22 protein-coding genes are annotated in these 26,834 nt (G+C 71.0%); 9 read left to right on the forward strand and 13 right to left on the reverse strand.

Annotated elements, in window-relative coordinates:
- Nucleotides 1-2,577, reverse strand: coding sequence for an alpha-L-arabinofuranosidase C-terminal domain-containing protein (locus AC1DE0_RS00550; RefSeq protein ID WP_478096048.1), 2,577 nt, complete (start codon nt 2,575-2,577; stop codon nt 1-3).
- Nucleotides 2,578-2,859: 282 nt separating this feature from the next.
- Here AC1DE0_RS00550 and AC1DE0_RS00555 point away from each other — a divergent pair, with 282 nt between their 5' ends.
- The 8 genes from AC1DE0_RS00555 (at nt 2,860) to araA (ending at nt 12,753) form a co-directional block, all read left to right on the forward strand.
- Nucleotides 2,860-3,849 (forward strand): ABC transporter substrate-binding protein, encoded by a 990-nt coding sequence (locus tag AC1DE0_RS00555; protein WP_478096049.1) that lies wholly within the window; start codon nt 2,860-2,862, stop codon nt 3,847-3,849.
- 132 nt (nt 3,850-3,981) lie between these two features.
- On the forward strand, nt 3,982-5,610 hold the full coding sequence (locus tag AC1DE0_RS00560; RefSeq protein ID WP_478096050.1) for a sugar ABC transporter ATP-binding protein: 1,629 nt from the start codon (nt 3,982-3,984) through the stop codon (nt 5,608-5,610).
- Nucleotides 5,607-6,773 (forward strand): ABC transporter permease, encoded by a 1,167-nt coding sequence (locus AC1DE0_RS00565; RefSeq protein ID WP_478096051.1) that lies wholly within the window; start codon nt 5,607-5,609, stop codon nt 6,771-6,773. Before AC1DE0_RS00560 ends, AC1DE0_RS00565 begins: the two co-directional genes overlap by 4 nt.
- Nucleotides 6,770-7,774 (forward strand): galactofuranose ABC transporter, permease protein YjfF, encoded by a 1,005-nt coding sequence (gene yjfF / locus AC1DE0_RS00570; protein ID WP_478096052.1) that lies wholly within the window; start codon nt 6,770-6,772, stop codon nt 7,772-7,774. The genes AC1DE0_RS00565 and yjfF overlap by 4 nt, the downstream gene beginning before the upstream one ends.
- Entirely contained in the window at nt 7,771-8,802 is a 1,032-nt protein-coding gene (locus AC1DE0_RS00575; protein WP_478096053.1) for a LacI family DNA-binding transcriptional regulator, read from the forward strand. Before yjfF ends, AC1DE0_RS00575 begins: the two co-directional genes overlap by 4 nt.
- On the forward strand, nt 8,799-10,553 hold the full coding sequence (araB, locus tag AC1DE0_RS00580) for a ribulokinase (protein WP_478096054.1): 1,755 nt from the start codon (nt 8,799-8,801) through the stop codon (nt 10,551-10,553). Before AC1DE0_RS00575 ends, araB begins: the two co-directional genes overlap by 4 nt.
- Nucleotides 10,550-11,236: an L-ribulose-5-phosphate 4-epimerase gene (locus AC1DE0_RS00585; RefSeq protein ID WP_478096055.1), complete on the forward strand. Its 687-nt coding sequence runs from the start codon at nt 10,550-10,552 to the stop codon at nt 11,234-11,236. The genes araB and AC1DE0_RS00585 overlap by 4 nt, the downstream gene beginning before the upstream one ends.
- The gene (gene araA / locus AC1DE0_RS00590; protein WP_478096056.1) at nt 11,233-12,753 is read left to right on the forward strand and encodes an L-arabinose isomerase; all 1,521 of its coding nucleotides are present in this window, start codon (nt 11,233-11,235) and stop codon (nt 12,751-12,753) included. Before AC1DE0_RS00585 ends, araA begins: the two co-directional genes overlap by 4 nt.
- Before the next feature lie 598 nt (nt 12,754-13,351).
- On the opposite strand, the gene AC1DE0_RS00595 is transcribed toward araA, so the two are convergent.
- From AC1DE0_RS00595 to AC1DE0_RS00650, 12 genes are all read right to left on the reverse strand, one after another.
- A complete protein-coding gene (locus AC1DE0_RS00595; RefSeq protein ID WP_478096057.1) occupies nt 13,352-13,684 on the reverse strand; it encodes a YciI family protein in 333 nt (110 codons plus the stop codon).
- Between the two features lie 75 nt (nt 13,685-13,759).
- Nucleotides 13,760-14,413 carry an O-methyltransferase gene (locus tag AC1DE0_RS00600; RefSeq protein WP_478096058.1) on the reverse strand — a complete coding sequence of 218 codons (654 nt, stop codon included), beginning with the start codon at nt 14,411-14,413 and terminating at the stop codon, nt 13,760-13,762.
- Nucleotides 14,414-14,458: 45 nt separating this feature from the next.
- A complete protein-coding gene (locus AC1DE0_RS00605) occupies nt 14,459-15,715 on the reverse strand; it encodes a family 1 glycosylhydrolase (protein ID WP_478096059.1) in 1,257 nt (418 codons plus the stop codon).
- Nucleotides 15,712-16,041, reverse strand: a complete 330-nt coding sequence (locus AC1DE0_RS00610) for a DUF2218 domain-containing protein (protein WP_478096060.1) — start codon at nt 16,039-16,041, stop codon at nt 15,712-15,714. The genes AC1DE0_RS00605 and AC1DE0_RS00610 overlap by 4 nt, the downstream gene beginning before the upstream one ends.
- A gap of 29 nt (nt 16,042-16,070) precedes the next feature.
- Nucleotides 16,071-17,732, reverse strand: a complete 1,662-nt coding sequence (locus AC1DE0_RS00615; protein ID WP_478096061.1) for an FAD-dependent monooxygenase — start codon at nt 17,730-17,732, stop codon at nt 16,071-16,073.
- Between the two features lie 172 nt (nt 17,733-17,904).
- Nucleotides 17,905-19,158: a DUF3500 domain-containing protein gene (locus AC1DE0_RS00620; protein ID WP_478096062.1), complete on the reverse strand. Its 1,254-nt coding sequence runs from the start codon at nt 19,156-19,158 to the stop codon at nt 17,905-17,907.
- Nucleotides 19,155-20,006, reverse strand: a complete 852-nt coding sequence (locus AC1DE0_RS00625; RefSeq protein ID WP_478096063.1) for a fumarylacetoacetate hydrolase family protein — start codon at nt 20,004-20,006, stop codon at nt 19,155-19,157. The genes AC1DE0_RS00620 and AC1DE0_RS00625 overlap by 4 nt, the downstream gene beginning before the upstream one ends.
- A complete protein-coding gene (locus tag AC1DE0_RS00630) occupies nt 20,003-20,941 on the reverse strand; it encodes an alpha/beta hydrolase fold domain-containing protein (protein WP_478096064.1) in 939 nt (312 codons plus the stop codon). Before AC1DE0_RS00630 ends, AC1DE0_RS00625 begins: the two co-directional genes overlap by 4 nt.
- A gap of 10 nt (nt 20,942-20,951) precedes the next feature.
- A complete protein-coding gene (locus AC1DE0_RS00635; protein ID WP_478096065.1) occupies nt 20,952-21,506 on the reverse strand; it encodes a quercetin 2,3-dioxygenase in 555 nt (184 codons plus the stop codon).
- A 91-nt stretch (nt 21,507-21,597) separates the two neighbouring features.
- The gene (locus AC1DE0_RS00640) at nt 21,598-23,097 is read right to left on the reverse strand and encodes a glycoside hydrolase family 43 protein (protein WP_478096066.1); all 1,500 of its coding nucleotides are present in this window, start codon (nt 23,095-23,097) and stop codon (nt 21,598-21,600) included.
- The gene (locus tag AC1DE0_RS00645; RefSeq protein ID WP_478096067.1) at nt 23,094-24,056 is read right to left on the reverse strand and encodes an alpha/beta hydrolase; all 963 of its coding nucleotides are present in this window, start codon (nt 24,054-24,056) and stop codon (nt 23,094-23,096) included. Before AC1DE0_RS00645 ends, AC1DE0_RS00640 begins: the two co-directional genes overlap by 4 nt.
- Nucleotides 24,057-24,214: 158 nt before the next feature.
- Nucleotides 24,215-25,039 carry an IclR family transcriptional regulator gene (locus AC1DE0_RS00650; protein WP_478096068.1) on the reverse strand — a complete coding sequence of 275 codons (825 nt, stop codon included), beginning with the start codon at nt 25,037-25,039 and terminating at the stop codon, nt 24,215-24,217.
- A 224-nt stretch (nt 25,040-25,263) separates the two neighbouring features.
- Here AC1DE0_RS00650 and AC1DE0_RS00655 point away from each other — a divergent pair, with 224 nt between their 5' ends.
- Nucleotides 25,264-26,814: an ABC transporter substrate-binding protein gene (locus AC1DE0_RS00655; protein ID WP_478096069.1), complete on the forward strand. Its 1,551-nt coding sequence runs from the start codon at nt 25,264-25,266 to the stop codon at nt 26,812-26,814.
- Nucleotides 26,815-26,834 lie beyond the last annotated feature (20 nt).

Genomic DNA, 26,834 nt, shown 5'->3' on the forward strand with positions numbered 1-26,834 from the left:
CTACTTCATCTGGACTCGGAGGAAGGTCACCGAGTTCGGTTCGAAGGTGCGGGTGAAGGTCGAGGCGATGCCCTTGACCGTCGAGGTGACGGGCGCGATCGGCTGTGCGGTGCGGGTGTTCTGGGCCTCGGGGTCACCCGAGATGACGGTCATCTCGGCCTTGCTGGTGACGCGCGCCGTCCCGAGGTCGATGGTGGTGCGGGCCGGGGCGTCCTGGGCGTTGACGACCTTGACGATGAGCTGCTTGCGGGCCACGTCGCGGGTCACGACCTGGGCGAACGGCTCGGTGACGGCATCGTCACGGAAGCTGCCCCAGAGCGCGCCGTCGAGGTAGAGCTCGACCTGGCCACCGCGCACCTTCACGGTGATGTCGTAGGTGTGGCCGGTCTGGATGGTGTTCGGCTTGGCGAGCAACGTCTGCTTCGCCCCGCCCACGGCCTTCTCGACCGCGCCCTGCGTGTTGTTCCAGCCGCCGAGGTTCCACCAGTAGTAGTTGCCCGTGTCCTTGACGCCGAAGCCGACGAGGAAGCCCTCTGCCCCGGCCGTCTTCGTGGCCTTGAGGTTGAGGTCGTAGTCGTGCCAGGTCACGTCGCCGGCGCGCACCAGCGTGTCCTGCGCACCCGTGTCGGACTGGAGGTACGCGCCGTCCTGGACGGTCCACGTCCCCCGGTTCGCGAGCGGGGTCCACTTCGAGGCGTCGCCACTGAAGTCGTCCTTGAACAGCTGCGCGCCGTCGGCGCCGGTCACGGTGACGTCGTCGTACTTCGCGGCGGTCGCCCACGTCGAGAGCCCGATCGCGCCGGTGATCGGCTTCGCCTGTGCGACAGAGCCGCTCGCGGTGCTCGGGACGACCTCGTCGCCGACGTTGTTCATGAAGAGCTTCTGCACCTCGTAGCTCGTCGAGCCCCACGAGCCGGCGTTGTCGAACCAGATCATGTCGGGCTTCCACTGCACGTAGTCGATGTTGGCGAGCAGCGGCGCGTACGACGCCATCTTGACGACGTCGGCGTTGCGCTCGAGGCCCGTCATGTACGCGGCCTCGGCGAGCGAGTTGCGCAGCTTGTTGTCGAGCGAGGCGTACTCGCCGAGGAAGACCTTCGGACCCTGACGGTCGTAGGCGTCGTAGCGCTTGTTGTTCTGGAGGAACCAGTCCGGGCTGTTGTAGTAGTGCTCGTCGAGCATGGCCGTCTTGTTGGCCTTGTTGAGGTCCCACAGCCGGTCGAAGGTGGAGCCGGTGTCGTCGGGCCCGGAGTTCGAGATCACCGTGATCTCGGGGTGCTTGGCCTTGATGGCGGACTCGAACTTCGTGAAGTTGGCGAAGTACTGGTCCGGGAGGTTTTCCTCGTTGCCGACCGCGACCCGCTTGAGCCCGAAGGGCGCGGGGTGGCCCATGGCCGCGCGCTTGGCGCCCCACTCGCTCGTCACCGGACCGTTGGCGAACTCGATGAGGTCGAGGGCGTCCTGGATGTGTCGCTGGAGCAGCGTGTCGTCGACGGTGGCGCGGTTCTGGCCGCAGCCGGTGACGAGGGCCGGCAGCACGGGCACCGGCTGGGCGCCGATGTCCTCGCTGAACTGGAAGTACTCGTAGTAGCCGAGCCCGTAGGACTGGTTGTAGCCCCAGAAGTTCGAGTTGGTCGCGCGCTGCTCGACCGGCCCGACGGTGTCCTTCCACTGGTAGCTGCGGGCCCGCGGGTAGCTGCTGGCGGCGTCGTACGCGTACATGCTGCCGGTGTTGACGAGGCAGCCTCCCGGGAAGCGGACGAAGCCCGGGTGCAGCGCGGCGATCTTGTCGGCGAGGTCCTTGCGCAGGCCGTTGGGCCGGCCCTTGTACGTGTCGCGGGGGAAGAGTGAGACCATGTCGAGGCGCAGCGTGCCGGTGCCGCCGGCCTCGACGGCCAAGCGCCCGGCCGTCGTGGAGGCGGTGGCGACGAAGCTGCCGGTGTACTTCGTCCAGGCGTCGCCCTTGACGTCGATGCGCACCGGAGCCGCGTATGCCGTCGTGCGAGCGGCGTCCCGGAGCGTGACCGTGAGTGGCGTGCCGGGGGCGGCATCGGTGCGGGCCCACACGCTGAAGTCGTAGGTCTTGCCGGCCTCGAGCCGCACGCCGGTGTTGTAGCCGGCGTTGCTGACGCCGAAGGTAGCGCCGGTCGGGTTGGTCAGGTCGAGGCGCAGGTAGGTGCGGTTGCGCTCGTTCAGGCGTGCAGCGTCGTCGACGGTGGTCGCGCTCCCGGCCCCGCCGGCCGTCGCCGAGGTCGACCACGACGTCAGTCCGGAGTAGCTGCGGTTGTCGGCCGGGGAGTACTCGAACGAACGGTTCTGGACGAGCTCTGCGTAGAGGCCGCCGTCTGCGGCTCGGTTGATGTCCTCGTAGAAGACGCCGTACATCGAGTCGTCGATGGCGGGTCCGGTCGATGCGGGGTGGACGGTGATCGAGTAGTCGAGCGGGGCGGTGGTGGCGGAGCTGGTGGCGGTGGGAGTGGCGGTCGCGTCGGCAGCTTGGGCCGACGGGAGTCCGGCGAGCAGTCCGACGCCGAGGACGCCAGTCGCCAGACCCGCCACGACACGTGCGTGTGCCATGGGGTGGGGCCTTTCGTGGAAAGGGGGTGGGGGCCGTGCGTCCGGGTGTCCTCCGCGCACGGGGCAGCACCGGTCCGGAGCAGCCCCGCTCACGAAAGTGAGCGCTAACATAGCAGCCTGCGCCGCCCCGTCAAGTGGTGCGAAAAATCTGGGACTGGGGGTTGACGGGGTGCGATGTTAACGCTCACACTCTTGCTTCAAGTGGCCCGACGGCCACGGCGGACGAGGAGGTCGGCCGCATCACGGCGCCAACGACGGCGTCCAGAAATTGGAGGAAGTCCAGTGCTGAAGAAGATCCTTCCGGTGGCCGTCAGTGCCCTCGCCGTCGCGGCCCTCGCCGCCTGTGGGAGCAGCAGCGGGGCCGCAGCCGGCTCCTCAGGTGGCGCCGCGGGCAACGGCTCGATCGTCATGGGGTTCTCCCAGGTCGGCGCCGAGAGCGGCTGGCGCACCGCGAACACCAAGAGCGTGCAGGAGTCGGCCAAGACGGCCGGCGTCGAGCTGAAGTTCTCCGACGCCCAGCAGAAGCAGGAGAACCAGATCAAGGCGATCCGCTCCTACATCCAGCAGAAGGTCGACGTCATCGCCTTCAGCCCCGTCGTCGAGACCGGTTGGGACACCGTCCTGCTCGAGGCGAAGCGGGCCAACATCCCCGTCATCCTCACCGACCGCGCGGTCGACTCGGAGGACAAGACGCTCTACAAGACCTTCCTCGGCTCCGACTTCGTCACCGAGGGCAAGAAGGCGGGCGAGTGGCTCGTCAAGGACAGTCAGGGCAAGTCCGAGGTCAACGTCGTCGAGCTGCAGGGCACGACCGGTGCCGCACCGGCCATCGACCGGCAGAAGGGCTTCGCCGACGCGATCAAGGCCGCCCCGCAGATCAAGGTCATCGCCTCGCAGACCGGTGACTTCACCCGCTCCGGTGGCAAGCAGGTCATGGAGGCCTTCCTCAAGTCCAACCCGAAGATCGACGTCGTCTACGCGCACAACGACGACATGGGCCTGGGCGCGATCGAGGCCATCGAGGCCGCCGGCAAGGTGCCGGGCAAGGACATCAAGATCATCACCGTCGACGCCGTCAAGGACGGTATGACGGCGCTGTCCGAGGGCAAGATCAACTACATCGTCGAGTGCAGCCCGCTCCTCGGCGACCAGCTGATGGACCTCGCGAAGAAGGTCGTGGCCGGCGAGTCCGTGCCCGAGCGGGTCGTCACGCAGGAGACGACCTTCACGCAGGAGCAGGCCAAGGCGGCTCTGCCCCAGCGCAAGTACTGAGCCCTGCCCGCCCGAGGGCCCGCGGACCACACGCCGGACCGCGCCCCTCACCAGAACGACGGCTCCCGCCACCCTCCGGGTGTGGTGGCGGGGGCCGTCCACCTCACACCCGGAAGCGAAGGACAGGACGTCATGACCGACATGCCGAGCAGGAGGACCGCCCGCCCGGGCGGGACCGGCAGCAGCGGTGACCCAGGGGCAGCCCCCGCGCTCACCCCCGTGGTGAGCATGCGCGGGATCTCGATGGAGTTCCCTGGGGTGAAGGCCCTTCAGGACGTCGACTTCCGCCTCTTCCCCGGCGAGGTGCACGCCCTGATGGGCGAGAACGGCGCCGGCAAGTCGACCCTGATCAAGGTGCTGACCGGGGTCTACACCGCCACCGCCGGCGCGACCGAGCTGCGGGGTGACCGGGTCGCCTTCTCCGGCCCCGCCGACGCGCAGACGGCCGGCGTCAGCACGGTGTACCAGGAGGTGAACCTCTGCCCCAACCTGTCCGTCGCCGAGAACATCCTGCTCGGCCGCGAGCCGCGCCGCTTCGGCTCCATCGACGGCGCCGCGACCCGAGCCAGGGCCGCCGAGCTGCTGGGCCGGATGGGGTTGACCATCGACCCGAGCTCGATCCTCGACGAGCACCCGATCGCCATCCAACAGCTCGTCGCGATCGCCCGCGCGGTCGCCGTCGACGCCCAGGTGCTCATCCTCGACGAGCCGACCTCGAGCCTCGACCAGGACGAGGTCGCCGAGCTCTTCCGGATCATGCGCCACCTGCGCGACGAGGGTGTCGCGATCCTCTTCGTCTCGCACTTCCTCGAACAGGTCTACGAGATCGCCGATCGGATGACGGTCCTGCGCAACGGCCGCCTCGTGGGCGAGCACCTGACCGCGGACCTCAGCCGGATCCAGCTCGTCTCGGCCATGATCGGCCGCGAGCTCGGAGTGCTCGAGGAGGTCGAGCGGCTCGCCGCCGATGCCGCTGAACCCACCGGGTCCGGCTCGACGCCGTTGCTCGAGGCGACCGGCCTGGGCCGTCGCGGCTCGATCGCCCCCTTCGACCTACGCATCGGGGCCGGCGAGGTCGTCGGCCTCGCAGGCCTGCTGGGCAGTGGACGCACCGAGCTCGCCCGCCTGCTCTTCGGCGCCGACCGCGCCGACTCTGGCGAGCTCCGCGTGGACGGGCGCCCCGTCAGCCTGCGGACGCCGCGCTCGGCCATCGCCGCCGGAATCGCGTTCTGCAGCGAGGACCGCAAGGGGGAGGGGATCCTCGCCGACCTCAGCATCCGCGACAACCTCGTCCTCGCCATGCAGGCGGCCCGCGGATGGGCGCGCCCCATCCCGAGGCGCACGAAGGACGAGCTCGTCGAGAAGTGGATGACCGCTCTCGACATCCGTCCGGCCAACCCTGACGCGCTCGTGGGCAAGCTGTCGGGCGGCAACCAGCAGAAGGTGCTGCTCGCCCGTTGGCTCGTCACGCAGCCCAGGCTGCTCATCCTCGACGAGCCGACCCGTGGCATCGACATCGGCGCCAAGGCGCAGATCCAGAAGCTCGTCGCCGAGCTCGCAGCCGACGGCATGGCCGTCGTCTACATCTCGGCCGAGCTCGAGGAGGTGGCCCGTCTCGCGCACCGAGTGGTCGTGCTCAAGGACCGCGCCAAGGTCGCCGAGCTCGACGGGTCGGCCTCGGTCGACGACATCATGCACCTCATCGCGACGCCCGAGCCTTCGGTCGACGACGCGACCCTCACCGAGCGGGTGGCCTCATGAGCAGGGTCCAGGCCTCGCGGAACGCCGTCGGACCGAGCGTCCTCGAGCAGGTTCGGGGCAGCCGCCTGCTGTGGCCCCTCATCGCCCTGGTCGCGCTCATCGCGGCGAACGCGGCGCGCAACGCCGGCTTCCTCTCGGTCCGTCTCCAGGACGGTCACCTCTACGGAAGCCTCGTCGACATCCTCAAGAACGGCGCGCCGACGCTGCTCATCGCCCTCGGCATGACGCTCGTCATCGCGACCCGAGGCATCGATCTCTCCGTCGGGGCGGTGGCTGCGATCGCCGGCGCCGTCGCCTGCACGACCATCGTCGGCTCGCCCGACCCGACGAGCCCCGCCGCGGCGATCACCGGCATCGGCCTGGCCCTCGCGCTCTGCGTCGTGCTCGGCCTGTGGAACGGGTTCCTCGTCTCGCTCCTCGGCATCCAACCGATCATCGCGACACTCGTCCTGATGACGGCCGGCCGTGGCATCGCGATGCTCGTCACGGACGGACAGATCATCACCGTCCGCAACAACTTCTTCGGCGAGATCGGCGCCGGCTTCCTGCTCTTCCCGATCTCGATCCTCATCGCGCTCGCCGTGCTCGCCGTCGTCGCGGTCGTGACGCGTCGCACCGCACTCGGGCTGCTCATCGAGTCGGTCGGCATCAACCCCGAGGCGAGCCGCCTCGCCGGCATCCGGTCGCGCACGATCGTCTGGACGGTCTACGTCTTCGCCGCCCTCTGCGCCGGGGTCGCCGGCCTGATGATCAGCTCCAACGTCAGTGCCGCCGACGCGAACAACGCGGGTCTCTGGATCGAGATGGACGCGATCCTCGCGGTCGTCATCGGTGGCTCGTCCCTCGCCGGCGGCAAGTACTCCCTGTCGGGCACGCTCGTCGGCGCGCTCATCATCCAGACCCTCACGACGACGGTCTACTCGATGGGCATCGCGCCCGAGGTCACCCTCGTCTTCAAGGCCCTCGTCGTCATCGCGGTCTGCCTGCTCCAGGCGCCCAAGGTGCGCGCCCGCTTCGCGCGGCGCAAGCCGTTGCCCCCGCCCTCGCCTGAGCCCGAACCGCCTGCAGCGCAAACCGACCCGGTGGCCGTCTCCGGCGAGCGCCCGTCCGTTCCCGCCGCCGTCGAGGCGTCCGGCACGAAGCAGAAGGTGACCCACTCATGAGCACCACCACTCCGGCTCGGCGCACCGTCCCCGGGCTCTCGAAGGTGCCAGGCATCCCCGGGCGGGTGCTGCCCGTCGTCGCGACGTTCGTGCTGTTCGTGCTCCTCTTCGGCGTCGGCTCCGTGCGCTACGAGGGCTTCACCTCGGGTCAGGTCTTCGCGAACCTCTTCATCGACAACTCGTTCCTCATCGTCCTGGCCGGCGGGATGACCTTCGTCATCCTCACCGGCGGCATCGACCTGTCGGTGGGCGCCGTCGTGGCCCTGTCGACGATGGTCGCCGCCGCGACCCTCAAGGCCGGCTTCCCGGCGCCGCTTGTCATCCTGCTCGTTCTCGCGATCGGCACCGGACTCGGCGTCCTGATGGGCCTGGTCATCCACCACTTCGAGCTGCAGCCGTTCATCGTGACGCTCGCGGGCATGTTCCTGGCACGAGGCCTCTGTTTCGTCATCGGCGTCGAGTCGATCTCGATCAAGGACCCGTTCTTCCGGGCCCTCGCGACCGGGACGATCGAGCTGCCCGGTGGGGTCGTCATCACGTGGAGCGTGGTCATCGCCCTCGTCGTCGTGGCCGCCGCGGCGTGGGTGCTGCACCGCACGCGCTTCGGGCGCACCCTCTACGCGATCGGCGGCAGCGAGAGCTCAGCCACCCTGATGGGGCTGCCGGTCGCGCGCGTCAAGGTGGCGGCATACGCCATCAGCGGGCTCTGCGCGGCTGTGGCCGGACTGCTCTTCTCGGTCTACATGCTCTCGGGCTACGGCCTGCACGCCGTCGGCATGGAGCTCGACGCCATCGCGTCGGTCGTCATCGGCGGGACGTTGCTCTCCGGCGGGGTCGGCTTCGTGCTCGGCTCGCTTCTCGGCGTGCTCGTCCTGGGTGTCATCCAGACGCTGATCTCGTTCCAAGGCACGCTGAGCTCATGGTGGACAAAGATCGCGATCGGAACCCTGCTCCTGCTCTTCATCGTGATGCAGCGGCTCTTCATGAAGAGGACGCCGTGAGCGACACCGTGTCACGCGCGCCCGTCATGCAGGACGTGGCCCGGCTGGCCGGCGTCTCGCACCAGACGGTCTCGCGCGTCATCAACGGGGCCTCGAGCATCCGGCCAGAGACGCGCGACCGCGTGCTCCAGGCCATCGAGCGGCTCGGCTACCGTCCCAACACCGCGGCTCGCGCGCTCGTCAGCGGACGGTCGGCGACGATCGGCATCATCACCACCGCGTCGACGCTGTTCGGCCCGACCAGCGTGCACCGCACGGTGAACACGGCGGCCCGCGAGGCCGGGTTCTTCGCCTCGTCGGTGTCGCTGGCGGAGATGACCCGTGAGGGCTTCGACGCCGCCGTCGACCACCTCGACCGGCTCGCCGTCGAGGGCATCGTCGTCATCGCCGGCCACGACGAGGCGCTCGAGGTCGCCCGCTCGCGCAGCGCCAGGCTTCCGTTCGTCATCGTCGAGGGCGACCTCACGCGGGCACGCCGCACCGTCGGCGTCGACAACGTCGCGGGGGCCCGACTGGCCACCCGGCACCTCATCGACCTCGGTCACGTCGAGATCGCCCATGTGACAGGACCGCTCGACTGGGCCGAGGCCCGGGCCCGCGCCGAGGGCTGGCGATCCGAGATGGTCGCGGGCGGCCACCGGCCGATGGAGCCGATTGCAGGCGACTGGTCGGCCGAGAGCGGCTACCTTGCCGGGCTCCGCCTCGCCGAGAACCCTGACGTCACAGCGGTGTTCGCCGCCAACGACCAGATGGCGATCGGCGTGCTGCGGGCGCTGCACGAGGTCGGGCTTTCCGTGCCCGGTGACGTGAGCGTGGTCGGCTTCGACGACGTTCCCGAGGCGGCCTACCTCATCCCACCGCTGACGACGGTCCGCCAGGACTTCGCGGCCATCGGCCGCGAGGCGATCGGGATGCTCACGGCAGCCATCTCGGGCGAGACCGACCAGGTGCCCAGCCTCATCGACCCCGAACTCATCGTCCGCGCGAGCACCGCGCCGCCGGGCCGGACCAGGAGCAGCACGACATGACAGAGACCACCACCGGGGACCGGCCGACGTATGTCGTCGGCGTCGACTACGGGACTCTCTCGGGGAGAGCCCTCGTCGTCCGGGTGTCCGACGGCGCCGAGCTCGGCCACGCCGTCCACGAGTACGCGCACGGCGTGGTCACCGACCGGGTGCCCGGCGCGCCCGACGGTCGGGTGCTGCCGCCGGAGTGGGCGTTGCAGGTGCCCGAGGACTACCGCGACGTGCTGCGCAACGCCGTGCCGGCCGCCGTCAAAAAGGCGGGCATCGACGCGACCGACGTGGTCGGCATCGCCACCGACTTCACGGCCTGCACGGTGCTGCCGACGACGGGCGACGGTGTGCCGCTGTGTGAGCTGCCGCAGTGGTCCGACCGGCCGCACGCCTGGGTGAAGCTGTGGCGACACCACGCCGCGCAGGGCCAGGCCGACCGGATCAACGAGCTGGCCGCGGCTCGCAGTGAGGCGTGGCTGCCGCGCTACGGCGGCCTGATCAGCTCGGAGTGGGAGTTCGCCAAGGCGCTGCAGGTGCTCGAGGAGGACCCCGAGGTGTATGCCGCCACGGAGCGTTGGGTGGAGGCCGCCGACTGGATCGTGTGGCAGCTGTGCGGCAGCTACGTCCGCAACGCGTGCACGGCCGGCTACAAGGGCATCCGCCAGGACGGCGCCTATCCCTCGCGCGACTTCCTGGCCGCGCTCAACCCGGGCTTCGCCTCCTTCGTCGACGACAAGCTCGACCAGCAGATCGGTGAGCTCGGTGCTGTCGCAGGGCGGCTCACGGCTGAGGCGGCCGGCTGGACGGGGCTGCCCGAAGGGATCGCRGTCGCGGTCGGCAACGTCGACGCCCACGTGACGGCCCCGGCCGCGCAGGCCACGGCGCCCGGCCAGATGGTCGCCATCATGGGCACCTCGACGTGCCACGTCATGAGCAGCGACGTGCTTCGCGAGGTGCCGGGCATGTGCGGTGTCGTCGACGGCGGCATCGTCGACGGCCTCTACGGCTACGAGGCCGGCCAGTCCGGCGTGGGCGACATCTTCGGGTGGTTCACCCGCACCGCAGTCCCGGGCGACTATGCCGACGAGGCGGCCACCCGCGGCATCTCCGTGCACGAGCTGCTCACCGAGAAGGCGTCCGCGCAGGCGGTGGGCGAGCACGGGCTCGTCGCCCTCGACTGGCACTCGGGCAACCGCTCCGTCCTGGTCGACCACGAGCTGTCGGGCCTCGTCATCGGGCAGACGCTCGCCAGCCGGCCCGAGGACGTCTACCGCGCCCTGCTGGAGTCAACGGCGTTCGGCACGCGCGTCATCCTCGAGACGTTCCGCGACAGCGGGGTCCCGGTCACCGAGCTCGTCATCGCCGGCGGGCTCACGAAGAACCGGCTCCTGATGCAGATCTACGCCGACGTGACCCGTCTGCCGCTCTCGGTCATCGGATCGGAGCAGGGCCCGGCCCTCGGCTCGGCGATCCACGCGGCGGTCGCGGCGGGCGCCTACCCCGACGTCGCCACGGCGGCGGCGCGCATGGGCCGCGTCGAGCGCGCGGCGTTCGTGCCCGACGAGGCCGGCGCGACGGCATACGACCCGCTGTTCAAGGAGTACGTGCGGCTCCACGACCACTTCGGTCGCGGCGGCAACGACGTGATGAAGCGGCTGAAGGCCTTGCGCCGCAAGGCGATCGCCGACAAGCACGCGATCGAGGCGGACGCGCTCCCTGCTCCTGCCCAGGAGGTCCGCGCAGGAGGTGAGGCGGCGTGAGCGTGCTCACCGATGTGAACGCAACCATCACCTCGATCAGGCGCGAGGTGTGCGCCCTGCATGCCGAGCTGACCCGCTACCAGCTCGTCATCTGGACCGCCGGCAACGTGTCGGCGCGGGTGCCCGGGCGAGACCTCATGGTGATCAAGCCGTCCGGCGTCTCCTACGACGACCTGACGCCGGAGAACATGGTGCTCTGCGACCTGCACGGCCAGGTGCTCGAAGGCGAGCACGCGCCGTCCTCCGACACCGACGCGCAGGCCTACGTCTACCGGCAGATGCCGCACGTCGGCGGGGTCGTGCACACGCACTCGACGTACGCGACCGCCTGGGCCAGCCGTGGCGAGGCGATCCCGTGCTCGCTCACGATGCAGGCTGACGAGTTCGGCGGGGAGATCCCGGTCGGGCCCTTCGCGCTGATCGGCGACGACTCGATCGGCCGGGGCATCGTCGAGACGCTCACGGCCAGCAAGTCGGCCGCGGTGCTGATGAAGCAGCACGGGGTGTTCACCATCGGCAAGGACGCCCGCTCGGCCGTCAAGGCGGCCGTGATGTGCGAGGACGTCGCCCGCACCATGCACATCGCCCGCCAGCTCGGCGAGCCCCTCCGCATCGACCCGACCGACGTCGACTCGCTGTTCGACCGCTACCAGAACGTCTACGGACAGAAGGACACCCCATGACGAGCACGCACTCCGCCAGCACCCACCAGCGAGAGGTGTGGTTCCTCACCGGCAGCCAGCACCTCTACGGGGAGGAGACGCTGCGCCAGGTCGCCGAGCAGAGTCAGGCCATCGCCAAGGAGATCGACGCGAGCGGCGTGCTGCCGGCCCAGGTGGTGTGGAAGCCGATCCTGGCCGACGGCGCCGCGATCCACGCCGCGATCCTCGAGGCCAACGCGGCCCCGGACTGCATCGGTGTCGTCACCTGGATGCACACCTTCTCGCCCGCGAAGATGTGGATCACCGGCCTCGACGCGCTGCGCAAGCCGATGCTGCACCTGCACACGCAGGCCGGCGCCCAGCTGCCGTGGTCGACCATCGACATGGACTTCATGAACCTCAACCAGGCCGCCCACGGCGACCGTGAGTTCGGCTTCGTCAGTGCCCGCCTCGGGGTCGCGCGCAAGGTCATCGCCGGGCACGTGAGCAACCCGGCCGTGCTCGAGCGGATCGGCGCGTGGGGGCGGGCTGCTGCGGGCGTGGCCGAGCTGCGGTCGATGCGGCTGGCCCGGTTCGGGGACAACATGCGCGACGTCGCGGTCACCGAGGGCGACAAGGTCGAGGCGCAGCTGCGGTTCGGGGTCTCGGTCAACACCTACGGCGTGAACGAGCTCGTGCAGGTCGTCGACGCCGTCCCCGACGCCGACATCGACACGCTCGTCGCGGAGTACGAGCAGGCGTACGCCGTCGTGCCCGAGCTGCGTCGTGGCGGCGACCGCCACGACAGCCTGCGCTACGGTGCGCGGATCGAGGCGGGGCTGCGGACCTTCCTGACCGACGGCGGTTTCACGGCCTTCACGACGAACTTCGAGGACCTCGGTGGGCTGCGGCAGCTGCCCGGCCTGGCGGTGCAGCGGCTGATGGCCGACGGCTACGGCTTCGGCGGCGAAGGCGACTGGAAGACCTCCGTTCTCCTGCGCACCACCAAGGCGATGGCCCAGGGTCTGCCCGGCGGCACGTCGTTCATGGAGGACTACACGTACCACCTGGTGCCGGGGGAGGAGAAGATCCTCGGCGCGCACATGCTCGAGGTCTGCCCGACGATCACCTCCCGCCAGCCGTCGCTGGAGATCCACCCGCTCGGCATCGGGGGCCGTGAGGACCCGGTGCGGCTGCGGTTCACGGCGGCGCCCGGTCCCGGTGTGGTCGTCGGCATGAGCGACCTCGGTGGCCGGTTCCGCTTGACCCTCAACGAGATCGACGTCGTCGAGCCCGACGAGGAGCTGCCGCGCCTACCCGTCGCGTGCGCGGTCTGGGAGCCGCGCCCGAGCCTGTCGACGTCAGCAGAGTCGTGGCTGCTCGCCGGGGGTCCGCACCACACGGTGCTGTCCACCGCGGTCGGCACGGAGGAGTTCCGCGACCTCGCGGAGATGATCTCCACCGAGCTCGTCGTCATCGACGCCGGCACGACCACGCAGAGCCTGCGCCAGGAGCTGCGGTGGAGCTCGGCCTACCACCGCCTGGCCGCGCGCCTCTGACGCGACCCCATCAGACCCCGGTGGTGCGGGCGTCGACTCGCGTACCGCCCGCGCCACCGGATTCCACCCAATGCGAAGGCCGTTTCTGTCGAGGCGGCCGGTCACGTGGACCCGTACCCCTTCTGTGCTGCTGTCGACGGCGACGGCCCGCAGGTCCAGGGCGCAGTCAGTGCCGCCGGCTGAGATGGTGGCGGCCAGGTCCCAGCCGTGGTCTCTCGTAGGTGTGGGTCCGGCGGTGACGGAGATGGTCGGGTAGGTCGTGTAGTCGAGCAGACCGGGCCTGGCGAGGTCACGGTCGCGGTGTGATGTGCTCAGCCCCGTGAATCGAGCGCCTGGGGCCAGTCGTCCGTAGCCGGGGCGGCCGGTCTGGTCGACGCCGTGCGGCTCGTGGGTCATGAGGGGTCGACGTCGCCTGGGTCGCGGATACCACCGGCCTGCTGGCGTCCGCCGACACCTACCTGCTCATGACCACGACGCTCGCGTGGTCACGCGACGAGCTCGCCGAATGGCTGCACCGCACGTGGACGCACTTCGCGACCATGCCAAGCCGCTGAACGCCGACCGCGACGACTTCCTCGTCTCCGGCCTTTTCGGGACCTCACACCTCAAGGAGGGGGCGCACTTCGACGGTGGGCATCCGGATGTTGCGAGCGGCCTCCACGGCGTCGTGCCGGGAGGGCATCTCGATGATGTAGATGCCGTTGATCAGTTCCGTCGTCTCGACGAAGGGGCCATCGCTGGCGACGCCCGAACGGAGCGTGACGGCCTGGTCGGGGCGTTGCAGGGGCTCGACGGCGAGGACTGCGCCCTGAGCGCGCACCGCCGCCAGGAACGCGGCATGTCCTTCGAAGAAGTCCTCCTGCTCCGCCTCGCTCGCGGCGTCCCATCGGTCGAAATGGTCCTCCTGCGCCAACATCACCAGGAACTTCACGGCGTCAACTCGCTGAAGCGTTCACTCGTCGCCGACATCATGCCCTCCACTCATCGATGGCCGCCCCACTGCCGATCAGCGTCGCCGGGCGATGGTCAGTCCGTCGAAGGCGGTCAGGACCACGGTCTCGACGCGCTCGTCGGAGGCGACCATGTCGTTGAACGCGCGCAACGCGGTGGTGTTCTCGTCGGTGGCCTCCGGGTCGGCGATACGGCCGCTCCAGAGCACGTTGTCCGCGAGCAGGAGGCCTCCGGGTCGCACCCGCGGCACGAGCTCTTCCCAGTAGGCGGCATACCCGGGCTTGTCGGCGTCGATGAAGACCAGGTCGATGTCTGCGGTCTCGGGCAGCGACCGCAGCGTGTCCAGCGCCGGGGCGATGCGCAGCTCGATGCGGTCTGCCAGACCCGCGGCGGCCCAGGCGCGGGTGCCGATCGCGGTCCACTCCTCACTCACGTCGCAACACAGGAGTGAACCTCCGTCGGCCAGTCCCCGGGCGATGCACATGCTCGAGTAGCCGGTGAACGTGCCCACCTCCACGGCCCGACGGGCGCCGACCAGTCGGGTGAGCATGGTGAGGAGCTGGCCCTGGTCGTCGCCGATCTGCATGCCAGCCACGTCCCCGAGCCGGGCTGTCTCTGCCTGGAGCCCACGGATCACGGGCTCCGGGCGCCACGATCCGTGAGCGACGGCGTAGGAACGGATCGAGTCCGTGATCGCGAAGCTGCGCATCCTCGGACGCTACGCCACACTCCCGCCGTCGTCCGTGGATCTTGGTCAGACCCGCACGCGCCGTGCCCGGGCGATGTCTGCGTACGCCCCAGCGCTCGGCTTCGGCGTGCGCACGAAGGTCTCGCGGTCGACCTCGTGCAGGCCGAGCTGGGCGCCGTAGCCGAAGATCCACTCGAAGTTGTCCATGAGCGTCCAGTGCAGGTAGCCGAGCACGGGCACGCCGTCGTCTGCCGCTGCGAGCAGCGCCGCCAGGGACGGCTCGATGAAGCCGGCTCGCTCGCTGTCGTCGGCCGTCTGCATCCCGTGCTCCGTGACGAGGATCGGCACGCCGGTCTCGGCGTGGGCGTAGCGCACCGCCCCGGCGAGGGACGTCGGCTCGATCGCCGATCCCATGCCGTTGACCGCGGTGCCCGCCGTGGGGGCGACCTCGCCCTCGCCGTCGTACCAACGGCTCTCGTAGTTCTGGATGCCGAGGAAGTCGTCCTCGCGGGCCAGCTCGAGCCAGCGCTCGTAGACCTCAGCCCGCTTGCGGTCACGGAACGAGGGTTCGTCGCCGACGACGCGGTCGTCGACGACGGCCAGCGAGAAGCCCACGGGCAGCTCGGGCCGACGGCTCTTGATCGCGGCGCGAGCGGCACGGTGCCCGGCCGTCATGCCGTCGCCGATCGCGTCCATCTCCTCGGGGACCATGACGTTGCCGGCGCGGTAGCGCTCGACCCCGGCTGCGGCGGACGCCGCCTCGAGGGTGGCGCGCTCGAGGTCGCGCACGAAGTCGGGCAGGTCGAGCCACGACAGCAGGCGCGGCAGGTTCGGCTCGTTGAGCGTGACGGCATACGCGATGCGGTCACCGAAGCGGTCGGTCACCCACCCGCAGTAGCGGGCGAACAGCTCGGCGGCGCGCGGCCCCAGCCAGCCGCCCTCGGCGGCGAACCAGTGCGGCGAGGTGAAGTGGTTGAACGTGACGACGGGAGCGAGGCCGAGCTCGACGCAACGGTCGACCATCGCCTCGTAGTGGTCGAGGGCGGCCTCGTCGAGGGTGCCCTCCTCCGGCTCGACACGCGCCCACTCGACCGAGAAGCGGTATGCGTCCAGCCCCATTCCCTTCACGAGGTCGATGTCCTCGCGCCACAGCTCGTAGCCGTTGCAGGCGCGCCCCGACGGCTCGCGGAAGACCGACGGCGTCGTGTGCTCGAGGAACCACGTGTCGCTGTTGGTGTTCTGCCCCTCGCCCTGGTGACCCGCGGTGGCCACACCGAGCAGGAATCCCCGCGGGATCGGGCGTATGCCGTCGCGGCCGTTCACGTCACCGGCACCGTCGGCGCTGTGGCGGCATCGCTTGTTTCCGCGGGTTCCCAGACGACGTCGAGCTCCTCGCGCTGGCCGAAGCGTTCGAGGTGGTCCTTCACGACCTGGGCGAACCGGTCCGGGTCGCCGTCCTCGGGCACCGACGCCTCGACGCGCAGCTGGCCGCTCTCGGGCCGCATCCGCACGACCTGCCCGGTGTCGAAGCGGATCACGGTCGCACCGTCCTCGTCGCCCGCGCTGCCCTTGCGCGCCCAGTGGTCCGCGAGCTGCTTGGCGTAGCGCTCGGGGCGCTCCGTGGCCATCGTCCCGTGGCGTGTCTGCATTGATGGATCTCCTTGAGCGGTGGTGGTGGTCAGTGGGTGAGCTCGTCGAGCGGGGATGTCGGGGAGGTGTCGGTGGTCGGGCTGTCTTCGGCGCCGACGACTTGCCGCAGGAGGTCGAACGGGTCGGTGACCTCGTCGTCGCGCCACGCGACGTGCTGGTCCGGACGGACGAGCACGAGGTCGGCGCCGTAGAGGGTGCGCAGCCGCGGCAGGTGCGCGAGGTCGAGGACCCGCAGCGGTATGCCGAGCCGCTCGGCGGACTCGCGCAGCGGGTGGGTGCCGGCGTCGCGCGCGAGCCGCACCAGCGTGAAGTCCTCGCCGAGCAGGTCGTAGATCGCTCGGCCGTCGGGGAGCCACGCGTGCGGGAGGCGGGCGCCCGGGTGGGCTGACGGCTCGAACGTGTTCACGGGCTGCCCTGTCGGGCAAGGCTCGTCGGACACCACGACCGGGGATGACGGGTAGTCGTAGCCGAGGACCAGACCCAGGCTGTGGAACTCGGGGTCCTTGGCCTGCAGGGCGCGGGCGACGTCGGTCCGCAGCGCCTCGCCGGCGATGCCATCGGCGTCCAGGTCGGCAGCGGCGAAGGATGGCGCCAGGAACGACTCCTGCTCGCCGGCGGCCGCGATCGTGCGCTCCGCCACGGGGCGCCGTTCGGCCTCGTAGCTGTCGAGGAGTGCCTCGGGGGCCCAGCCCTGCAGCACGGCGGCCAGCTTCCAGCCGAGGTTGACCGCGTCGCCGACGCACGTGTTGAAGCCGTGGCCGCCCCACGGCGGGTTGAGGTGGGCCGCGTCGCCGACCAGGAAGACGCGCCGGCCCCGGTAGCGGTCGACGAGCAGCATCCGGGCCGACCACGGGTCGGTCGCGAGCACGTCGACGTCGATGTCGTCGCCGGCCAGCGACCGGACGAGGGCCACCGCGTCGACGTCCGCGACGTCCTCGTCGATGCCCTGCACGATGGCCCACCACGTGCCGTCGAGGTCGAGGCGACCCATCAGGCCGCCGTGCCGCGCCCCGATGACCCAGTAGTGGATGCCGTGCGCGCACAGGTCACGTTCTTCGAGGGCGCGGCTCCGGAACGTGATGGACAGGTTCGGCACCGTGCCCGACGACCCTCGGTAGCGCATTCCGATGGCCGTCCGGCTGACGCCACTGCTGCCGTCGCAACCGAGCAGGTAGTCGGCCCTGACCTCACGCGTACGGCCCTGGGAGTCCTGCAGCACCGCGCGCGCTTCGTCCGGGCCGTCGGCGACCGACGTGGCCAGCCAGCCGGTGAGGAGCGTGACCGTGGGCAGCTCGGCGCAGGCGTCGCGGAGCACCGCCTCGACGACCGGCTGCGGCGCCTGCTGGCCGGGCTCCGCTGCAAGGTCGGGCGGCGTCGCCCAGAGCCCGAAGGCGTTCTCGAAGCGGGTGATCTCGTGACCGAACAGTCCCGTCACGAAGACCACATCCTGGGCGTAGCCCACCGGGATGGGGGCGGCGTCGCGCAGCCGGTCGGCGATGCCCCAGCGGCGCAGGTGCTCCATCGTCCGGACGCTGGTGGTCTTCGCCCGGGGGCGGAGCGGGTCCAGCACCGAGCGCGGCTCGACGACGAGCACCTCGATGCCGCGTCGGCCGAGCTCGATCGCCACGGCCAGCCCGCTGGGGCCACCGCCGACGACCAGCACCGGGACGCTGTCGGGCACGGTTGTCATCGGTTCTCCTGTCGAGGTGCTCGTCCGTCGGGACGGCGGTCGCCGAGGGGCGTTGCGCGTGCGCTCCGCGAGGTGCGGGCTCCGTCCGGCTCTCGTCCAGCATCCGGGGTCCGCCACGGGTCGACGTAGGCCGATTCCATTGAGCGGCAGTGCGAGCGAGACACCGGCCGGCTCAGTCGGCGGCGTGCCGTGCCTGCCACTGCCTCACCCAGGCGCGGCCGTAGTCGTTGCCGTGCGGTGTGCGCATCACGGTGTGGATGTGGAACGGCTGCGGGGTGTCGTAGTCGAGGAAGACCCCGCAGTGGTGGTCGAGCTCGGCGACGAGCACCGGGGACTGCAGGCGGTAGTAGAAGACGTCGCCGGGGGCGCTGCCACCGATCCACGAGAACCAGGTCTCGTCCAGGTGCGCCTCGATCTCGCGCATCCGGGCGCCCCGCGGGCCCTCGGGCAGCAGCCGCACGAACGACTCGGCGATCTGCCGGGCCAGGTGCTGGGCCTCGGCGGCCAGCTCGGTGACGCGGACACCTTCGAACGGGATGACGCGGTTGTCCTGGAACGCTCCGGCGAGGTGCCGCTCGTCGCCGGGGTGCACGCGACCCTCCGGCATCGCCGGGTCGACCATGAGGTCGTACGCCACGGCGACCCGGCGCTGGTCGTCGTCCAGCGCGGCCATCAGAGCGAGCCCGAGGTCGATCCGGTCGGCGAAGACGTCACGCAGCCCGGCGTGCGGACCCGCGTCGATCTCGTCGGGCTCCGCGCCGAGGAACACCGGCGACAGCAGCATCCGGCCCTCGACGACGAGGCAGTTGACCGCGCAGTGGTGGCCGAACAGCTGCCAGCCCCACGGCGCGTGCAGGTCAGGCCGGCCGTAGAGGGCGATGTTGTAGCTGAACTCGTTGAGCACCGTCGGCAGGTCGACCACCTCACCGAGGAAGCCGTTGATCCGCATCATCGCGTGGGTCAGCTCGTAACCCTCGGGCGAGAGCGACGCGCGCACCAGCGCAAGCGCCTTCTCCCGTACGTCCGCCGGCTGGAGGTCCAGCCGAAGGCCGGTGTCGAACTGCATGAACTCCGGGTTGGCCCAGGTCTGCCACTCGACGGCGTCGACCGCGAAGGAGATGCGCTCCCGCCCACCGTCGTCCAGTGCGGCCAGCAGGTCGTCCGCCGCCGCGACCATCTCGGCCACCGGCGCCTCCTCGCCCGCCGCGGCGGGGGTGAGCACGTAGAGGTCCTTGCGTAGCACGCCGCTCTCAGTGACCCCGCGGAAGTCATTCTGGTACAAGGGCTTCCAGCCCTCGACGAGACCGCCTGTGAAGGTGCCCGGCGTCGCCGCGAGGTCGCGGTACGCGTACGGGTCCAACCCGCGTACCTCGGCCACCCGCGGGTGGTCGTGCGCGAAGAGGTATTGGCGGAACTCGCCGCTCACCGACGTGCCTCGCGGGCGGAGTTGTCGACGACATGGTTCGTCAGGACGCCGAGGCGCTCGACCTCGACCTCGACCTTGTCACCGGGCTGCAGCAGCCACGGGGGAGTGCGGGAGTAGCCCACGCCCGACGGCGTGCCCGTGGCGAGCAGGTCACCGGAACGCAGGGTGAGGGTGTGCGAGATGAGCGACAGCGTGTCGCCGACGGTGTAGACCATCTCGTCGGTGCGCCCGCTCTGGACGACCTCGCCGTTGACGCGTGTCTCCACCAGCAGCCCGTCACGCAGGTCACCGACCTCGGCCGCCGGAACCAGCGGCCCCAGCGGCCCGGAGGCGTCCCCGTTCTTGCCGAGGATCCACTGGGACGTGAGCTTCTGCGCCCGCCGCGACGTGAGGTCGTTGAACGTCGAGTAGCCGACGACGGCCGCGAGCGCCTCCTCGGGGGTCGCGTCCACGAGCGTGCTGCCGACGTAGGCCATCACCTCGCCCTCCCAGTCGAGGCCGTCCTCGTTCGAGGGGACGGGCACCTCCGCGCCGTCGACGGTCAGCGACTGCGTCCACCGGGCGAAGAGGGTCGGGTGGGGCGGCACGCCCTCGCTCGCGAACGAGCCCTCGGCGACGTGCTTGAGGTAGTTCAGGCCGATGCAGATCACCCGGGCGCCCGGCAGGACGGGCGGCACGAGCTCCACGCCGGCCGCGGGCAGGGTCTCGCCCACCGGGTCCGAGGACAGGTGCCCCGAGGGGTCCGCCCAGAACTCGTCCAGTCCGGCGAGCACGGTCAGCTGCGTGCCGTCCGGCGACAACGCCGCCACGTGGACGACGCCGTCCCTGCGAATGCCTGCGATCCTCATCTGTCGTCCTCCGTCGCGACGGCCAGGTGCCGTCGCAGGTAGTCGGTGGTGCGCTCGAGCGCCAGCCGTGGAGCCTCGGGGGAGCCCCGCCACATGTGGTCTGCCCCCTCGAGCACGTCCAGCTCCACGTCCACACCGGCAGCCTGGAGGGCGGCATGCATCCGCTGGCTCTGCACGCACGGCACGAGCCGGTCGGCGCTGCCGTGCAGCAGCAGGAAGGGTGGCGCGTCGGCCGAGACGTGCGAGATCGGGCTCGCCGCAGAAGCGGTGTCGGGCACGGTCTGCGGCGGGGCGCCCAGCAGCAGCGCCTCACGGGAGGCCGGGTCGAGGGGGTCGGCACCGGTGTCGGTGGCGACGGCCGCGACGTCGCTGGGGCCGTACCAGGAGACGACCGCCGACACGGCGCCGGAGGGTCCGGTGACGCCGACGTCGCCCTCGAGCGCTGCGGTGCCCGCGGTGCCCGCAGTCAGGCCGAGCAGCTCGGCGAGGTGGCCGCCGGCCGACTCGCCCCACGCCGCGATCCGCGCGGGATCGATGCCCAGCTCGCCCGACCGGGAGCGCAGCCACCGCACGGCGGCCTTCGCGTCGTGGAGCTGGGCGGGCCAGACCGCCTCACCGGACAGCCGGTAGTCGATGCTCGCGACGGCGACGCCCGCCTGCGCGACGTGCTCGAAAGGGCTGGATGCCGCATACGCGGGGCCGGCCGAGTGGCGACTGCCGAGGCGCCACCCGCCGCCGTGCAGGAAGACGACGACCGGAACCGGCGCGTCGGTGTCGGCGGTGTCAGCGGGGAGGAAGAGGTCGAGCTCGAGCGGTCGGCTGCCCGGGAGCGCGGCATACGGCACGCCGGCCAGCACGGTGATGCCACCGACGACCGTGCGGGCTGGGGGCAGCGGCCCCTCGTGCGCGGGAGGTGGGAGTGGGGGAGTCGTCATGGCGCGGAGGTCAGGCGTCGGGCCACTCGAAGCCCTGCAGGAACTGCATGTTGTGCTCCTGTGCGGCTGCGCCCATCCGCGGGAAGTCCGGGATGAACGGCGGCTGGTCCGTGGTGGCGTGGTCGGTCTCGGTGCCCATGTGCTGGAAGAACCGCTCGAACCCGCCCGACAGGGTGCCCATCATCCGGGCGGCCTCCTCGATCTTGTACGCGTGCGCGAAGCCGGCCGGCACGAAGCCGAAGTCGCCGGGGGTGAGCAGCTCGGAGTGCTTTTCGCCCTCGGCGTCCTGGTAGAAGAGCCGCACCTTGCCGTCGAGCACGTAGAACGTCTCGTGCGTCTCGTTGTGCGAGTGCGTCGGGATGATGTCACCGGCGGGCGAGTCGGCCGTGATGATGCCGAACTGGCCCTCGGTCTCGTCACCCGACAGCAGCACGGTGAACAGGTCGGCGAACAGCATCGAGTGCTCGCCCTCGCCCTTGCGCAGCACGTACGGCTTGGGCTCGCCGGGCAGGACGCCCTTCCACTGCGGGCCCTTGGACGGGTCGATCAGGTACTCGAAGCTCATGCGGCTCTCCTGGGTCGGTTTGGCATCGACAGCCCTGAGCATCCGTGACCGCGGCCTCCGCAGCCCAGCGCGCTGCCATTGGTTGGCACGCCTATCCCTCCGGGAGGGCGTCGGTGCCGCGGTAGCGCAGCTCGGAGAAGGCCACCCGCCCCTCGGCAGAATAGAGGCCGAGAACGCGGCCGGTGAAGGACTGCGCGACCTCGAAGGACCAGTAGCGGCCGTCGAACTCGGCGAGCTGGACGTGCCGGCCGTCGCTGGCGGCGCCGAGCCGGACGGTGCCTCCACCGGCGGCGCCCGGCACGAACCCGCCGGGCGGCCGGACCAGGTCCATCTGCAGCTCCACCTCGCCCGGCGCGAGCTCGACGGACCAGGTCCGCTCGAGTCCGGCCAGTGCCGCGCGTGCGGTGACCGTCGTCGCCCCATCGTCGACACGGGCCTCCACGGCGAACCAGTGGGTCTCGTCGTGCCGGGCAGCCAACCCGCCACGGCCTGCCGAGGCGTCGACCCGGACCGAGACCGTCGCCGACAGGTGCCGCTGCCGGCGTCCGAGGAAGCACGGGACGGCGTCGCCCAAGTCTCGCCCGTCGCCGGTGAGCACCAGCCCGTCGTCGCCGATTGTGGCCACCTCGGACGGTGGGCGGCGCACGGACAGCCAGCCCGGGTCGTTGAGCAGGTCGGGGTCGGTGAGGTCGAACGCGACGTCCTCGTCCGGCGTCGGCCTCGGCGTGACGAGGTCGGCCCGCGGCCAGCCGTCGACCCACCGGACCGGGGCGAGGAACGTCTCCCGCCCGAGCGGCGAGAAGGCGAGGCCGAAGCCGACCGGACGCACTCCCAGCAGCACCATCGCCGTGCCGCCGTCCGGTGTCTCCACGAGGTCGGCGTGGCCCAGGTTCTGCACCGGGTTCTCCGTGCCGGTCGCGGTGACGACCGGGTTGTCGGGGTCGGCCTCCCACGGGCCGGTCGGCGAGGGCCCCCGCGCCACGCTCACCGCGTGGCCGCGGTCGGTGCCGCCCTCGGCGACGAGCAGGTACCAGTGCTCGCCGCGGCGGTAGAGGTGCGGGCCCTCCGGCGCGTAGCGGCCGGTGCCCTCCCACAGCGTGCGCACCTCCTCGAGGGCGCGGCCGGTGGAGAGGTCGACCCGCACCTGCCGGATGGGGTGTGGGAAGCCGGCGAACGTGACAAGAGCGGTGCCGTCGTCGTCCCACGCCAGGTCGGGGTCGATGCCGGTGACGGCGGGGATCGGGGTGCCGTCGTCCCACGGGCCGGCGGGGTCGGTGGCGGTGAAGACGACGCAGCCGCGGCCGCCCAGCATCACCGTGACGATGACGTAGAAGACGCCGTCGCGGTGGCGGATCGTGGGTGCCCAGGCGCCGCCCGGTGTCGGCACGGCGCCCAGGTCGAGCTGCCGCGGGCGGGTCGCGACGTTGCCGATGTGCTCCCAGTGCACGAGGTCGGTGCTGCGGTGGACGGGCAGGCCGGGCAGGTACTCGAACGTCGACGTGACGAGGTAGTAGACGCCGTCGACGAGGACGATGCTCGGGTCGGGGTTGAAGCCGGGCAGCAGCGGGTTGGCCGCGGGCGACACGGTCATGTCAGGCCGTTGCCGCCGCACACGACCTCGGCCATGAGACCCAGCGCCCGGTCGACCTGGTGGATCCCCGTGTGCAGGTTGAGGAAGCCGTGCAACATCCCCGGCACAACCACCTGCCGCACGTCCACGCCGGCCCTTGCCAGCAGGCCCGCGAACGCCTCCGCGGAGGGGCGCAGGTCGTCGTACTCCGAGTTGAGCAGCACGACGGGACAGAGCCCGTCGAGGACCGCGTTGGCCGGCATCGCGTAGCCGTCGGCGAGGCTGGCAGGCCCGCCGAGGTAGTTCTCGGTGATGCCCTGGCGGTCCTCGGGGAGGAAGCGGAGCAGGCGCGGGATCTCGGCAAGCAGTGGTGCCAGCCGGGCCGACGGCGCCGGCACGACGGCATGGAACGTCGTGTACGCGAGCAGCAGGGCGGCCGGCAGCCAGCCGTCCTCGTCCCGCAGGCGCAGGGCGGCGCCGGTGGCGAGGTTGCCGCCCGCGCTCGCGCCGCCCAGCGAGATCCGGTCGGCGTCGACGCCGAGGGTGCCGGTGCAGTCCCGCACCCACCGGACGGCAGCGACGACGTCGTCGTGGGGCACGGGGAAGGTGACGCCGCCGACGCAGAGGCGGTAGTCGACGCTGACGACGACGGCGCCTGCACGCTCGCAGACCTGGCGGGCGGTCCAGTCGGCCTCCGGCATGTCGAGGTCGCCCATCCGGAACGCGCCCCCGTGCAGCCAGACCAGGCAGGGCCGCCCGATCGCGTCGCCGGCCGGGGTGTAGATCCTGACCGGCACGGGTCCGTGCGGCCCGGGTGCCGCGTCCTCCCGCACCTCGACCGTCGGGGGAGCCGGGGCGTCGGTGATCGACATGAACTCGTCGAGCCGCGCGCGCAGGCTCGGGTCGGCCATCCCCTTCTCGAAGGACTCGATGCCCTCCAGCAGGTGGAACCTGGACGAGACGACGGGGTGGACCGGCACGGGCGCTCCTTGGTCGAGTGTCTGCCGCGACGGGCTGGACGCCTGCCGCGGTGCAGGACGAGCGTGCCCAACGGCCGCCCGTGCTCCCACCGCCGATGCCATTGAGCGGCACACCGGCCGAAGGACAGGCCGTGTGCCGGGTCCGGAGGGCCCGGGGGTCAGGAAGAGGCGGTGGCCTCGAGGTTGCCGATGGACCGGCCCGCGCCGAGTCCTCGCGAGATGGACCGCGCAGCGGTGCGGACGGCCGGGCCGAGGAGCCGTGGCTCGGCGTTCTCCTGCGGCACCACGACGGAGAGGGCGGCACTGATCTTGTCGTCGGCGCCGAAGATCGGGGCGGCCACGCTCACCAGCGGCTGTGGCGCCCGCCGTCGGACGGTGGCCAGCCCCTCGCGGCGGATGTCGGCGAGCGTGCGCCGCAGCGCCGCGGGCGAGACCGGGACCCGCTCGGGCAGGTGCACGAGCGGTTGGTCGAGCACGGAGGCCTGGAACTCGGACTCCGCGAACGCGAGCAGCACGAGACCCACCCCGGTCGAGTGCAGGGGCAGGCGACCGCCGACCCGGTAGAGGACGTCCATGGCCTGGTGTGCCGACAGGCGCTCGACCAGCAGCGCCTCGCTGCCCTCGCGGACCGCGAGCAGGACGTGCTGACGCGTGACCTCCTCGAGGTCGCCCATGAACGGAAGGGCCACCTGCTTGAGGCCCTGACCGCGCGGCGCGAGCGAGGCCACCTCCCACAAGCGCACACCGATCGTGAACCTGCCGTCGTCGCCGCGTTCCAGGGCTCCCCAGGCGATCAGCCGCCCGGCCAGCCGCAGCGTGGAGCTGGTCGGGATGCCGCTGCGGCGGCTCAGCTCGCCGAGGCTGAGCGACCGGTGGCCGGCGTCGAAGGCGGCCAGCAGCGCGAAGGCCCGGTCGACGACGGGGTCGCCGTGGGGCGGTCGCCGGCCTCGGACCCGGCCGGGCTCGCCGGTCGCCTCCGTCACGGGTGGGCGCAGGGGCCGCAGGAGTTTTCCATCGATCCGCATTCTGCACCGGGCAGGACCACCTTGTCTTCCATTGAACGGCAAGGGCATGACGCCGGAGCGGGACGGCATCGCATCGTGGTCGGAGCCCGCCAGGGAGCCCACGGCGCCCACCGCTTCGTGCCCGGGCCGACGTGTGGCCCGTCCATCCCGATCTCCGAGATCTCCGGCAAAGGAGCCGAACCATGAACCGACTCATCACCCGACCCGCCCTGGCGCTGACCGCGGGTGTCGCCGTGGTCTCGCTCGCGGCCTGCGGCGCCGGCAACGGCGGTGGGGGCGGCAGCGCGAGCCCCGCCAAGACCGTGACCGTCGCCCTCAACTCCGATGCGGCCCCCAGCGGCTACGACCCGCAGCTCTACGCGCAGGGCCAGTTCACCTTCTTCTCCTCGATGTACGACGCGCTGTTCGTCACCGACACGGACGGCAAGGTCAAGCCCAGCCTGGTCACCGCGTTCAAGAACAACGCCGGCAACACCCAGCTCACCCTGACGCTGAAGGACGGTGTGACCTTCTCCGACGGCTCGAAGCTCGACTCGACCCTGGTGAAGAAGAACCTCGACCAGCGCAGCAACTCGAAGCTGCTCATCAACGGCACCCTCGGCAAGGGCGGCACACAGGAGATCAAGGACGTCGCGGCGCCGGACCCGAAGACCGTCGTCATCACCTGGGCGCAGCCGCAGGCGAGCGGCGAGAGCGCGCTCGCCGACACGAGCGGCATCATCGTGGGCGCCAACGCGGTCGACAAGCGCGAGTCGCTGGCCACGGCGCCCGACGGCTCCGGGCCGTACACCCTCGACACCGGCAGGACCACCAAGGGCAGCAGCTACCAGGTCGTCAAGAACAGCAAGGCGTGGAGCGCCAAGGACTGGTCCTACGACACCATCGTCTTCAAGGTCATCACCGACCCGCAGGCGCTCGCCAACGCCGTCGTCTCCGGACAGGCCGACGTCGCGTGGCAGCTCGACCAGACCACCGTGGCCCTCGTCGACTCCAAGCAGAAGACCACCAAGGTGGGCGGCGTCATCGTCGGCTTCCCCGTCTTCGACAAGCTCGGCAAGACCAACCCGGCCTTCAAGGACCCCAACGTCCGCCTCGCACTGAGCTACGGCACCGACCGCGCAGCGATCGTCAAGGACCTGCACCCCGCCTCGAAGGCGACGGCGCAGCTCTTCCCGTCGGGCTCGCCCGGCTTCGCCGAGGCGCTCAACACCACGTACGCGTACCAGCCGGAGAAGGCCAAGCAGCTGCTGGCGACTGCGGGCTACCCGAACCTCGCCATCGACCTCACGATCGGCGGCCAGCCAACCGCTGACGAGCTCGCCATCCAGAACCAGTGGAAGAAGATCGGCGTCACGCTGAAGTTCGTCAGCGCGACGTCCACCGACCAGATCTTCACAGCGGCCGTCACCCAGCCGCTCGGCTTCGGCCCCTTCAGCGTCGGCAGCAACCCCGCCGGCTTCGTGGCCGGCGTCGTGGTCGGCGGCTTCGCCAACCTTCAGAAGGCCACCGACCCCGCCATCCAGGGGGCCCTCGGCAAGGCCCTGGGGGCCACCGGCACCGCGCAGGACGCGGCCCTGAAGGACCTCAACGCCGCCATCACCAACAGCGGCTGGTACATCCCGGTGTACGAGGACTTCACGTATGCCGGCTACAACGCCGCCAAGGTCGCCGCACCCAGCTGGGCGGGCACGAACAACTACCTCGTGCTGCACAGCATCACGGCGTCGAGCTGACCGCTCTCCGACCGGCCGGT

The sequence above is a fragment of the Terrabacter sp. 05T424 genome (genome assembly GCF_056396225.1).